Source organism: Peribacillus sp. CSMR9 (assembly GCF_033141925.1).
Taxonomy (GTDB): Bacteria; Bacillota; Bacilli; order Bacillales; family DSM-1321; genus Peribacillus; species Peribacillus simplex_A.
The window spans coordinates 1-12,290 of sequence record NZ_JAOPHO010000005.1 but is presented as its reverse complement, the minus strand read 5'-3'; the positions used below and the strand labels follow the sequence as shown (position 1 = coordinate 12,290).

Here is a 12,290-nt window from a genome sequence, read left to right as displayed (position 1 = left end):
GAGCTATTATACCTCTCAAAAACTGGACTATTTTTCTTAAAATTAGGAAAGATAAATTTTGAGGTGAGTTTTATGAAAAGGCTATATATATTGATTATTACCATTCCGATGTTGTTTTTTTGTTCAATTCAAGGATACGCACAACCTAAAGAATGTCCTGTGTTAAGTGAATTAGAGAAAACATCGATTAAGGATAAAAAAAAGGTAATAAAAGCGTTAAATACTTTAATACCAAAAACTTATGGAACTGGAATAGATGATTTTCCTGACATATATACTAAGTGGAATGTAGTAACAGCCAAACCTTTTCCCGAAACAGTTGGCAATAAAGATGAAGAAGACTATTTTGGAATGGCAAAGACCTTTTGTGGTAAAGAAATTGCTGAAAAATCGTGGCTTGTACGTTTAGATTTCCTCAAAGCACCTGGAGCTAACTTAGGCCAAGGTCAAATATTTTTAGCTAAAAGTAAGGGAAAAGGATGGTTTGTTTGGTTTCAATACCATTAAACTGCTATTCCTTATAGAACTAACGGGTGCGTTAGCTCCATAGGGCCAAAGAAGACACAATAAGTGATCCTACTATCCAAAAATAATTTAATATTGCATTCCGAAATAAAAAGTATCATATAAATAAAAAGACCAGCCTAATTTCAGACTGGTCTTTTGGTTTATTCGCAACAAGAATTATTTTTGATCTCTAATCTCGCTAAAACAGGACTCCCACAGCAAGAACTATCCTTTGTTTTAATTACTGGAGTATCAGAGTCGCAGCAACTTGAAGCAATATTCGTACTGCAAACTCCTGTTTCAGGCAGTTCCAAGTGTACTTCTTTTGCCCCCTCTACATCCCCTGTGAGATAAGCCACCACTGAACGGACTTGTTCGTAGCCTGTCGCCAGTAAGAATGTAGGCGCTCTTCCATAACTCTTCATGCCAACAATGTAGAAGTTCTTTTCTGGGTGCCGTAATTCTTGTTCACCATGCGGCCGCACGGTTCCACAACTATGAATATTGGGATCAATTAGCGGAGCAAGCGTGTCTATGCTTTCCACAGCTGAATCAAGGTTTATCCTTATTTCATTTAAAAAGGTCGTATCGGGTCTGAAACCCGTACTCACAACGATTTCATCGATATCATCGAGTGTGAATTCTTCTCCGTTTAGTTCTCCCATCACAGTGATTTGACCGTTTGTTGGATACACTCCGTTAATATGAAAGGGAGTAAAAATGTTGATTTGTCCAGACTCCACTAATTGCTGAATTCTAGTGCCCAATTCTCCACGAGCTGCCAAGCCATCGTTTTCTTGCCCGCCGTACACTTCATGGATCTGTTTTTTACGAAGAACCCAGTAGATCTTTGTATCCGCAAATTTCTGCTGCAAGGTAGCCAGATCCAATAGAGCATTTATGGCAGAATGACCGCTTCCGATCACCACGGTGGTTTTATTTTGATATCTGTTTTCTAATTGTTCGACGTTAGGAATGCCATAGTGGATTTGATTGTGTAATTGTCTCTCCGCATTCGTCCAAATTCCATTGGAAAGGATCGGGTTTGGATTGGTCCAAGTACCTGATGAATCAATGACAGCTTTCGCTTCAATGACTGTTGTGTCACCATTTACTTCTACATAGAGTTGAAAGGGAACCGTGTCTCGTTTTCCTGTTTTTAATTTATCGTGAGCCTTTTTGGCAACACCGACTACTTTTGCCTGTAACATAATCTGTTCTTTTATTTCTGGAAGGTTACTTAGCGGAAGAAGGTACTCTTCTACCAGTTCGCGACCTGTTGGCAAAGCATTTTCGTTTGGTGACATCCAACCAGCGTTCTCTAGCAGTTCCTTTGCTGCTTTATCGATGTTATATTGCCACGGAGAAAACATTCTAACGTGTCCCCACTCCAACATACTCGAACCAACGGAGTCGCCTGCTTCCAATACGATAAACTTCTCCCCTTTTTTTAGTAAATGAGCGGCAGCGGCCAGCCCCACAGGACCCCCACCTATAATTGCTACGGGTAAAGCACTTTTATCAAATTTAACCATCCTTATTCCCTCCTATATTTTCATTTAAAAAAATTTGTAATTTGCAAGTATTGTTGAAAAATTATACTACCCCCAAGGAGTAGTACAACATACGGAAGACTTCAACATTCGATCATTAAGCAATGTCAGAGAACGCACGACTGATTCCTTTTCAAACTCATTCATCGTCTTGAAGATCTCATTCAAGTAATCATTCATTTGTTGATCGATGGTTTGATTGATTTTCACGCCTTCATCGGTCAGAGAAAGGATAGAAATTCTCCGATCTTCCGCATCAGGGGTTTTTGTGACTAAATTCAATTTTATTAGGGATTGGATTTGTCGACTGAACGTCGTAATATCCGTTCCCAATGTTTCTGCAATTTGCTGGATGGAAGCCTTTTTTTGTCGATTTATTTCATACAGGATATGGCTTTGAACGAGGGATATCTCAATTCCATCAGCGCTGCAACAATTTTTATTCAATAATCCAAAACGTCTAGTTAAGAGTTGGAAGAGACCTCTAAGGTTTTCATTTTCCATTACTTTCACCTCACTTTATTTATACGCTAATTATTTGCATTTTGCAACTATTTGATTCAACTATTTTTTTATTTATCCTTTTAGCTTATTAAAAGCTGCCATGAAATTTCGGTGAGTTTGCTCGCCATAATAACACGCTTCGCCTTTAAAAAAGTTGGTTTCAATGAATTCTTTTGCCTTTTCCATCACAGGTTCACGAGAAGCTAAAACCAGCTTGAAATAGGCATCAAAATAACTGACAGACAATACGCTTGAATGGTTCACTGTCATAATCACCCTACCCCCTAATTGTTTACAGTAATTTCTCCATAGCCATCACATCGACAAATTCCCCGTCTAAAATTCCTTGGCTCTTAAACACTCCCACTTCGCGATACCCCCGTTTTTTGTACAATCCTTGACCCATCTGGTTAAAGGGAAAAGTAAATAACACAATTTTATTGAAGTCATTTTCTTTTGCAAGCTTTTCTATTGATTGCAGCAATAAACCGCCAATCCCTTTTCCTCGATGATCTCTTGAGATATAAACGGATAAATCGGCAACCCCTTTATAAGCATCGCGGCTGTTATATGGATTCAAGGAAGCCCATCCAACGATTTCCCCTTCTTGGTCAGCGACAATTGCCTTAAAGCGTCCGATGTGTTTGACGAACCACTCCTCCATGTAGTATTGATTCTTCAGTTCCGTTTCTAACGTGGCAATTCGATCCTCAATCCCTTGATTGTAAATTTCTTTGATGGATTCTATGTCCGTTTCCATCGCTTCACGAATGATCATACCTTTCCCCTTCTCCTTTCACTTGTAAAAGCAAATTATTCATTACAAATATTCTATATCCAATTTATAACACTAATATTTGCAAGTTGCAAGTATATTTTATGACTTTCCTATTTTGAATGAAACAAAAATGGTACCAACTGTTTATTTTAAAATCAATGACAAGAAAGCATCAAAGTGAACATCTCCCCCCCTTTTCTTTACATTAACAGCAGCTAATACCACGGCCGTAGCTTTTCACCTTCAGGCCTGTTCTTACTTCCGATACTAAGGATAGTTGTTTGTTTTGAATTCCGTTCATTTCACCACATTTTAAAGTTTGTCTGAATACAAGCTTCTTAGATGTATGGGAGCAATTGCTTTTTTTTAGGTTTAAAAAATGCATAAGTCTTAATGGTAATTTACGTTAAAATAAATATGAAATTATGAGGAGTTCTACTACAACTAAACGGTTCAGGATTGTTAACTAAGATGTGTATAGCAAAAAAATACGGGGGGTATGAAATGAAAAGCTTTTTTAGATTATTTATAGGAATGTTCTTAATATTTATATTAACAGGATGCATAGGAGAAGATTATGATGTTGGTGTTCCAACTGCTCATTTATATTCAGAAGACCTTGCTATAACTTTGCAATTAACAGAAGGAAATATCAGTTGGAGTTCATCAAGTGGAGATGTAAATCAAAAAATAGATGATATTCAAGAATTCGGATTATCACAAGAAAAAATGAAGGTTACCGCTAACGAAAAAGTTTCCTTAGATTTTCAAGAGAACGCAAGAAATGGTGGAGATATTTGGACAGACCCAAAAATAACAGTTGCCCTACTGAAAGATGAACAACGAATTGAACTCGGATTGCATGAAAATAGGGAATTTCAAATCCCCAATAACAAAGGGAGTTATGTTTTAGAAGTTGTATTCACAAGTTCAAGAGGCACTGCCCAATATGTAGGAAATATCTTGATTCAGTGATATAGCTCTAAGGGGAATTATAGGCGTAAAATCAATGCTTTATTTCAATAAGGAAGGTTGCTGCGGCAACCTTCTTTTTTACGGAACTAAAGGGGTAGGTTAGTTTAATAAGAAATATCAAATTGGTAAAACTACCTATGTAAAAACGAAACAGGAAGAGGTAGTAAATTGAAATTACTTTTTATACGTTTATTAGTTGTACTTATTCTAATTCAAAACATTCCACTAATAGTTCAAGCTAAAGAAATCAAATATAATCACGAAAGTATAACTCTTTCTGAAATCAAGAGGAAAGTTGATTTTAATGTAGTTGTTCCTCAAAATATTCCTAATGATTGGACGTTAGAAATAAAAACATACCCCTGGGATGAGAAAGACAAAATAACTAATTTTAGATTGCACTATATGGATAGCGACGATAAATATTTGCTAATTGGTATTGAGCAAAGTAAGGGATCTTCTCCTAAAAAAGAAATGCACATAAATGCAGAGCAGGTAGATATAAACGGTCATAAGGGCTTTTTTGTAGAATGGGGTAATAGTGGTGAGTTAGATAAAGAGGGTGAAATTGTTACTGGTGGTTTACTTCGTTGGATACAAGAAGGAACTTATGTAGAAATGGAGAGTTCACGGGTATCAAGGAATAAAATGTTGGAAGTTGCAAGATCAATGAAATAGTTTAAAGAACTAACTGGTGCGCCTTTTTCAAAAACCGATACACCGTGGTCCGATGCAATGGAAACAGCAGCTCCTCGTCTTCCATCGTTTCCACATACACCTTCACCATGTTCATCACACGGTCATTCAATCGAATCTCGAACGCTTTGTTCTTCTTATTGGAATGTCCTCGAACGATCCCTGTTTTTACGTCCTTCACCCGCAAATCGATCAAATCACCAGGCCGTAGGGCCGTCGCCAACCCGAGCTCGAAAGAGCAGCAGGTTCCTGTCGCCATTCACCTGTCGCTTAATCGCCTTCCGCATTCTCGGAAGATCGTTTTTATCATAAATCGATCCACAAATTCCATCCTGTTTCCCTCCTTTTTTGATGCGTCTGTTCTTCTTATTACGGTTATAAATGAAGAATCCTTTTTTGTCAGCAAAAAAATGCATCTCTTTTCGTAAGAGATGCAAGAATCAGTATTTTTGCCCTTCCCGTATCTGTTCCAGTTGCTTGTCGATATGGTCGAATCGGACGTGCATCTTCGTGAACTCTTTACCCATTTCCTTAAACTGTTCGCTCATCTCATCAAAGATTGTTTGCATCAGGGTTTTCAGTTCGTTCGATGTTGGTTCTTCTGACATGTTCTCACCCCTATCAGCCAAATAATCGTTTCCAAAGACTTTTTTTCGGTTCGTCTTCAGCAGCAGCTGCCACTTGTTTCTTTTTCTCTGATTCTTCCATCTCCAGGATGAAATTCACGGCTCTGTCGAGTTTTTCATTCATATCCTGGATCACCTGATCCTTTTTCTCTTCGCGTGCCTGGCTTAATTTAAGCTCATTTTTCACTTCCTGGATTTGTTCGGTGTAATCAGGTAGCTCCTTGCTGACCTGCTTGCGAATGATTTCCTCCAACGCTGCGAGCTTTTTGTTTTGATTCGCAACCAATTCCATGAGTGATTCCATGGAATTAGGAAGAACCGTCGTCATTTCGATCTCGTTTTTCTCGATTTCGATGACTTCCCCGCCAAACTCTTCAAACAACAACTTCTAGACCTCTTCTCGATCGGTCCGTTTGATTCCTTTTTTCTTCTGTTCTTCCAAAAAAGCATGCAGAAACTGAATCCGTTCCATTTGATGGTGGTCATATAGTCGTGAATGGTTCTTTTTTGGATCTTTAATGACAGGGTCGTTCCCTAGCCGTTCTTCTCCCACCCGTGTAAAACATGTGTGCTGAGCCACAGCTCCCGTACCACGTCCTGAATGTATTTCATGGACCCCCCCTTTTTTTTAAGCTTAATTTGAGCTAAGAATGAGGCTAAATTGAGCTTAAATTGAATTTGACTGAATTAAGCCTGTCTCTTAGCTCAAGTTTAGGCTGAAGGTTCAGCTAGGTCAAGGCTTTCGCCCACTTCGTTTTTTTCACCCCTGATTTTTTTCAAAATGGCTCTGTTAAAGAATATTGTTGATTTTCTTGATGAACTCCCATGAAAATTAAAAAAGCAAAAAACCTAGAAAAAAAATAGACCCAGTAAAAACGCTTTTAAAAAAAGGCTGAGCTTTATGAATGATCTGATTGAGTTTGGTAAATTGTTAAACAAAAACCTCCAATTATAGCAAATTAAATAGAGGCTAGCGCGACGACCAAAAAAAGATTAATCTCCCATGTGTGCTACCCATAAAGGGCGCGACAGTCGGTGGTACACCGTGGTCGTCAGAGTCAGACTAACGGATGGGCTCAAAGGCACCATAGTTCAACGACCTTCTTCGCCAGCCATTAAAACATTATCGACATAGAGGCCAATTTTCATTCTCTGTGGTGAAGCGCTGATTTTTGCGCTTCATGGATGGCTAACGGGGCAGGTTATTTACTAAGGCATAACTATTGAGTTTAGCTAAAGAATAAGGAGTAAACAGAAATATGAGGTGAACCTTGATGGCTAAGCGATATTTAATCTTATTAGGATTTTTTTTATTCGCCTTTACTCCTATACAAGCAGTTAAAGCAGAATCGGTTTCAAAAGTGGAAGGATGGTATGGAACAACAGAGGATATTTTTGGAGATATTGTGTTTCCAACTCTAGATAAGAAAATTGAAAAAGAGTATGGACGTAATTTGAGTTGGCAATGGCAAAGAATTGTTGACATAAGTTACAATGAAAATCATTCTTACAATGTCGATATACAAATTCAAGTCTCTTCCGAACGTAATGAACCATTGGATTATGTAGACGACCAAGTTAAATTAAGAATATCTCCATCCTGTGACAGTGAAAAGCTTAAACAACTGAAATGTAATCATGGTTTTAAGATAGAAATATTAGATTACAAACATTTGTCTCAATAAGACTTTAGAGCAGCAATTAAAGGCAACTTTTTCTTCTTTAACTAAATGTGCGTTAGTAAGATCAGGGGCTGCCATTTGGTGGCCTTTTTGGCTTAATGAACAACGGGTGACATCCTATTAGCTGGTTTAGTTCCATAGGAAGCACTAAAGAAGACCACATATTAGGTGGTCTTTTTAAAATCAAAATTAATCTTTAACAAAGCAATCATAAAAAAACCGAAACATGTTTTCTCTTAATTCGTCCTATAAAAAAGTAAAAAGCAATGTAATTCTATTCGAATCACATTGCTCTTTATTCTCTTTTAAAGGTTTTATTGTAGCTTCCAAATTTTCATTATAGATTTTTACGGTGCATCCCAGTTCCGTCATACGAGAAACGAACGGCTTTTTCCTCAACCCGCGTCTCCAAATACACCCCTCTGCCCCAAAGCTGATAAATATATGGAAGGACCTTCTCCAAATACTTCATATCCAACTCAATACCTTCATATTCATGCTTCAAATACAACTCACCGTTTCGCATGTAATCTCCATCTTGGACTGTCAGGTATGGAAATCCACCATTGACCCGCATATTCACGAGTTGATCGCGTACTTTGGTCCAATCTTTATCAACAATTTTATAGTCTTTTCCTTGTTTTTGAAATAAGTACATATCTTCCCTAGTGACCAGTTCTTTTGTTAAGTAATTTCGTAGAAAGGAAATATCGGATTCCACTTCCCTCACTTCGAATATCTGCTGACGACCTGATCCTGGCTTCACGCCTTGTCTTATCATTTCTTCTGTTGGATTGTTATAGTGTTCTTCGATGTCTTCAAACATTTTCAAACCTAAGTAATACGGATTGATACTTGTGGGTGAAGGTTGTACAACTCCAGCATTTAGCTTCGCAAACTCAATTGATTCACCCGATGTTAAGTCCATTTCGCGAAGAATTCGTTGGTGCCAGTAGCTGGCCCAGCCTTCATTTAAAATTTTCGTTTCAAGTTGCGGCCAGAAATAAAGCATCTCCTCACGCATCATGGTCAAGATATCACGCTGCCAGTCTTCTAGTTCATGACTGTATTGCTGAATAAATAACAATAGGTCCTTTTGTGGCTGTGGAGGAAATTTCCCGTCCTTCCTTACTGATGAGTTTTGTTTTGGTCCTGCTGTTTTCTCTAATCCCCATAAATCATCGTAAGGGGTAACTACATGTTTTACTTCTTCCTCTTCATCCTCAAATGTGATGGTGGAAGCAGGACGGAGAAGAGCAGGATCAATATGCTCCTCGATCGCTAATACCGCATCTAAAAACGTTTCAACCTCTTTCTTTCCATATTGGATTTCATATTGGCGAATGCGATTTGCTGTCGCAGCCATACTTTCCACCATATCTCGATTCGTATTTTGAAAACGAATATTATTTTTGAAGAAATCACAATGTGCCAAGACATGAGCCACAATTAACTTATTTTGAATTAACGAATTAGAGTCTAATAAAAAGGCGTAACAAGGATTAGAGTTAATAACTAATTCATAAATTTTACTCAAACCAAAATCATATTGTAACTTCATCTTATGAAATTGTTTTCCAAAGCTCCAATGGGAATAACGCGTTGGCATTCCATAAGCACCAAACGTATAAATGATTTCACTTGGACAAATTTCGTATCTCATCGGATAAAAATCCAGCCCTACTCCCTTGGCGATTTCTGTTATTTCATCAATCGCCCTACTCAAAGCCTCTTGTTCATCTACTTTCACATAGTTCCCCCCTTAATCCCCTTCTCACATAATATGAGAAAGAGAGAAGAAAATGACGGAACAATTATTGTTGATAATATTTCAAGCGTTATTTTCAAGGGAAAATGATCTTAATGGCCCCCTCTAAAAAACTTTTGGAAATGAATAAGATACGAGTCAAACAAAATAATTCATTCCATCTTGGATCACCAACTCTATAATAAAAAGTCATTCATAAAGAACATACGTTCGTTTATAATCTAAATAAGGAGTGATTTATGATGACCATTCGAGACAGAGGAAATATTAAATGGACCAGTCTGATGCTGCCTGAACATATAAAAATGCTACGGCATTATTTTGGTGAGGAATACTACGATGAACCCGAACCCGTGTTGGATGAACAATACATGGAAGAAATGAATGATTTAATTGCCACTTCAATGGAGTTTACTTTTCCGATTTCCTTTACGCTATACCAAAATAATCGGCTAAGAACCGTAGAAGGATTGGTGCATTATGTGGATCAAATGAACGGACATTTACGAGTGATTGATTTGGACGAACGAATACATAGAATACCCTTTTCAACGATTAAGGGAGTGAAAAAGATATAAATTAATGTTTGTAAAATCATTCATTTTAGTACAGTAAAATTGCTTGTAAAAATGAAAAGATAAAGAGGATAAAATAAACATAATCAAGAAATTTCAATATATAATACTTCTAATCAATGCATCTCATCTCATCAAAAAGGAGATAAAACCAACTATGAAAAAGGTGCATACTTTTAGTATATCTTTGGTATTCTGTTGCTTTTGTTGCTTTTGTTAAATCTTTTGGAAATTAAAAAATTAGATGAGGGAATTTTCCTTCAAGGCATAGAAGAAAAACTCTTTTACATCAATGAAGGAATACAAGAGATAACAACTGATTAAAAAGCATAAACCACAAACTCTTCGGAGTCTGTGGTTTTTTTATTAACACGTTTAAATCACGAATAACATCTTGAGGTAAAAGAAATTTCAACATAATTGTTTAATAAATCAATTTAATAAAAAAATCAGCATGTTTATGTTGATATCACTTAAATCTTTATGCGCTTCTTTCATATGCTATTTGCTTTATTACATTCCCTACTCTTTTCATTTGTTCTGTGTCAAAAATTTCATCGAACTCTAAACGCTTAACTCCGTATTGAATATACAGCCCTTTTTCAAAAGTGCCATCTTTAAACCAATTAATGTCCCGTATTGTCTGGTATCTGAATTTTTGAAGATTTCTTAATCCCAAGTCCAAGAAAAGCACTTTTTTGGAGGTTGCAATCAAATAACCCTTTATTTCTTGCTTCTTAGTTTTATCGAACTCACATTGTATAAACGTTAACCCTTTTTCACCAGGTTCAAAAACAGTTTCAATCAGTGATTTAAAATATTGTTTATTTCGTTTTACTTCCTGGAACTCGTATTTCGTATAATTAAGTTTATCAACATCAACCACATCAGAAAGAATAGCCAACACTTCTTGCTTTTCTTTTTCCAGTTTTTCTGCTGCAATTCGTTGATTTTCCTTATTCCTTTCTTGTTGTTCGTGCTTTTTCTGTAACTTCGATTCTTCTTTAGAACTCCGATACGCTACGACTTTTTGCTTAACTTCAACTGAGTTTTGTTTTCTTGAAAGAATTTTCACGAATATATCCTCAACCGTATAGCAGATCTTTTGATAAATCCCCATCGCTACCTCCCCTTACTTCAGCATTTTCTTTGCTACATAAAATCTTCTGCCTACCCAACCCAGTACCCCAGCGGCAACGACACCTGAACTAGCTGCATTTTTTTCTTTTCGTTCCTGATCTCCTTGTTCAAAGTAATATTTATAAATAGGCTCGGCGTGCTTGTATTTAGCTTTTACTATATAGTCATCTCCGTTTAATCCAGCGTTGTAAGCAGCATCTTGAATGGCTTTGACTTTGTTATTAGATTTGAATCCTTCCTTGTACCAATTAATGTATTTTTGAGAATTCAATTTTGGCGTTTTGTATTTCACGTTCTTAAATGCTGCATCATGTCCTTGTTTAACGTATGTCTTTTTAAGTTCACTTTGTCCTTGGTCATATCCTTGTTTATATGCATCTATAAATATAGGTTTTACACTCTTTGGCTCGTTCATAATATCTGCTTTACCATCTTTGACTCCTAAAGCTATATAGTCTTTCTTTTTCTCTTCATCCTTTTCTTCAATTGCCTTATTGAAACCCTCATTGAATGAAGACTTTAAGGAGTTAATAGATGCGTATTGCTGAGGCACAACTAACTTATCTTGTTTTTTTCCCAGTGCGTACCCCTCTTTATTTGCAGTTATTTTTTGTTTTTCCAGCACTTCGCTTCCATTTTGATATCCTTCATCATATCCAATTGTGTATCCCTCCTGGTAAGCAGCAGAGCCTTTTGAAGTTGAATCACTAGTTACTCCCTTTTTACCTGCACCCAATCCAGCTGTATATCCAGCCTTTTCACCATTTGTTTTGTCCTGCACTGCTGCCTTTTCTGCGATTTGAGCAGGACTTCCGTTAATCTTGGCGGTATCGTATCCACTAGGTTCCTCACAGGGAATCCCGTCGTCCACTGCATTTCCCCAGCCATCCAATTTCTCTGGGTCATTCGTCTTGCTATATCCCTTGCTGTTCCAATAGTCAACTATCTCATCATAACTGGAGAAATCCGTGCAATCCTTATCCCAAGAATCATTGGAACTTGCTGATGAATTCGAACTAGTAGAACTTTCGGAAGAACTATCATTACTAGAACTCGATTCACTTGCACCGCCATGGGTATGGTATTCTCCTGTTTCAAGACCCCAACTGGCACAATTTGTTCTACATGTGTGCCCACCACTAGAATCAGTTCGCCCTGGATGAGCATAAGTATCTGTCTCAAAAATAAAAACAAGGATAAAAGTTATTAAAAATAAAGGAACACAAAATATCCATTTTTTCATTGCAATACCCCTTTTGAACTAGAATGTCATTAACTGATTTTACCAACAGGATATTAGTAATGTAAATACATATTTTCCAATTATGCCTTGTTAGTTAAAGTAGGGTATTTTTTCACTTGAATTTGAATGTCTGGTAATAAAAAATATTCTCACATTAAAAACGTCGCCAAAATCGTATAAAAAATTACTTGTTCCAACATTCCTTATTCCCTCATTCCTAACACAATTCAAAATAAAATTCTG

General features: G+C 36.9%; 16 protein-coding genes. 5 read left to right on the top strand and 11 right to left on the bottom strand.

What is annotated here, in order from left to right:
• The first annotated feature begins 72 nt into the window (after positions 1–72).
• Positions 73–507, top strand: coding sequence for a hypothetical protein (locus tag N9I19_RS05105; RefSeq protein ID WP_317777162.1), 435 nt, complete (start codon positions 73–75; stop codon positions 505–507).
• A gap of 161 nt (positions 508–668) precedes the next feature.
• Here N9I19_RS05105 and N9I19_RS05100 read toward each other — a convergent pair whose 3' ends face one another.
• From N9I19_RS05100 to N9I19_RS05085, 4 genes are all read right to left on the bottom strand, one after another.
• A complete protein-coding gene (locus N9I19_RS05100) occupies positions 669–2,042 on the bottom strand; it encodes an FAD-dependent oxidoreductase (protein WP_134783036.1) in 1,374 nt (457 codons plus the stop codon).
• A 66-nt stretch (positions 2,043–2,108) separates the two neighbouring features.
• Positions 2,109–2,564 (bottom strand): MarR family winged helix-turn-helix transcriptional regulator, encoded by a 456-nt coding sequence (locus N9I19_RS05095; RefSeq protein ID WP_134783037.1) that lies wholly within the window; start codon positions 2,562–2,564, stop codon positions 2,109–2,111.
• 72 nt (positions 2,565–2,636) lie between these two features.
• Positions 2,637–2,834 (bottom strand): hypothetical protein, encoded by a 198-nt coding sequence (locus tag N9I19_RS05090; RefSeq protein ID WP_134783038.1) that lies wholly within the window; start codon positions 2,832–2,834, stop codon positions 2,637–2,639.
• A gap of 22 nt (positions 2,835–2,856) precedes the next feature.
• On the bottom strand, positions 2,857–3,342 hold the full coding sequence (locus N9I19_RS05085) for an arsinothricin resistance N-acetyltransferase ArsN1 family A (RefSeq protein WP_134783039.1): 486 nt from the start codon (positions 3,340–3,342) through the stop codon (positions 2,857–2,859).
• 504 nt (positions 3,343–3,846) lie between these two features.
• Here N9I19_RS05085 and N9I19_RS05080 point away from each other — a divergent pair.
• Positions 3,847–4,317, top strand: coding sequence for a hypothetical protein (locus N9I19_RS05080; RefSeq protein ID WP_317777161.1), 471 nt, complete (start codon positions 3,847–3,849; stop codon positions 4,315–4,317).
• Between the two features lie 168 nt (positions 4,318–4,485).
• The gene (locus N9I19_RS05075; protein ID WP_225989104.1) at positions 4,486–4,995 is read left to right on the top strand and encodes a DUF4367 domain-containing protein; all 510 of its coding nucleotides are present in this window, start codon (positions 4,486–4,488) and stop codon (positions 4,993–4,995) included.
• A 1-nt stretch (position 4,996) separates the two neighbouring features.
• Here N9I19_RS05075 and N9I19_RS05070 read toward each other — a convergent pair whose 3' ends face one another.
• The 4 genes from N9I19_RS05070 to N9I19_RS05055 all read right to left on the bottom strand — a co-directional run bounded on the left by N9I19_RS05070 (position 4,997) and on the right by N9I19_RS05055 (position 6,219).
• Entirely contained in the window at positions 4,997–5,272 is a 276-nt protein-coding gene (locus tag N9I19_RS05070; protein WP_134783041.1) for a tyrosine-type recombinase/integrase, read from the bottom strand.
• Positions 5,273–5,453: 181 nt separating this feature from the next.
• Positions 5,454–5,621, bottom strand: a complete 168-nt coding sequence (locus N9I19_RS05065) for a hemagglutinin (protein WP_162604455.1) — start codon at positions 5,619–5,621, stop codon at positions 5,454–5,456.
• A gap of 13 nt (positions 5,622–5,634) precedes the next feature.
• A complete protein-coding gene (locus N9I19_RS05060; RefSeq protein ID WP_134783042.1) occupies positions 5,635–6,024 on the bottom strand; it encodes a hypothetical protein in 390 nt (129 codons plus the stop codon).
• Positions 6,025–6,027: 3 nt separating this feature from the next.
• Positions 6,028–6,219, bottom strand: a complete 192-nt coding sequence (locus N9I19_RS05055) for a hypothetical protein (protein WP_134783043.1) — start codon at positions 6,217–6,219, stop codon at positions 6,028–6,030.
• 694 nt (positions 6,220–6,913) lie between these two features.
• On the opposite strand from N9I19_RS05055, the gene N9I19_RS05050 reads away from it, so the two are divergent.
• Positions 6,914–7,324 carry a DUF3888 domain-containing protein gene (locus N9I19_RS05050; protein ID WP_317777160.1) on the top strand — a complete coding sequence of 137 codons (411 nt, stop codon included), beginning with the start codon at positions 6,914–6,916 and terminating at the stop codon, positions 7,322–7,324.
• 334 nt (positions 7,325–7,658) lie between these two features.
• On the opposite strand, the gene N9I19_RS05045 is transcribed toward N9I19_RS05050, so the two are convergent.
• Positions 7,659–9,071 (bottom strand): SpoVR family protein, encoded by a 1,413-nt coding sequence (locus tag N9I19_RS05045; protein ID WP_317777159.1) that lies wholly within the window; start codon positions 9,069–9,071, stop codon positions 7,659–7,661.
• Between the two features lie 257 nt (positions 9,072–9,328).
• Between N9I19_RS05045 and N9I19_RS05040 the strand changes: the two genes are divergently transcribed.
• On the top strand, positions 9,329–9,667 hold the full coding sequence (locus N9I19_RS05040) for a YolD-like family protein (protein ID WP_317777158.1): 339 nt from the start codon (positions 9,329–9,331) through the stop codon (positions 9,665–9,667).
• 478 nt (positions 9,668–10,145) lie between these two features.
• On the opposite strand, the gene N9I19_RS05035 is transcribed toward N9I19_RS05040, so the two are convergent.
• Both N9I19_RS05035 and N9I19_RS05030 read right to left on the bottom strand, forming a co-directional pair.
• On the bottom strand, positions 10,146–10,784 hold the full coding sequence (locus N9I19_RS05035; RefSeq protein WP_317777157.1) for a PH domain-containing protein: 639 nt from the start codon (positions 10,782–10,784) through the stop codon (positions 10,146–10,148).
• Between the two features lie 12 nt (positions 10,785–10,796).
• Complete coding sequence (locus N9I19_RS05030; RefSeq protein WP_317777156.1) at positions 10,797–12,047, bottom strand: YHYH domain-containing protein; 1,251 nt, start codon at positions 12,045–12,047, stop codon at positions 10,797–10,799.
• Positions 12,048–12,290 lie beyond the last annotated feature (243 nt).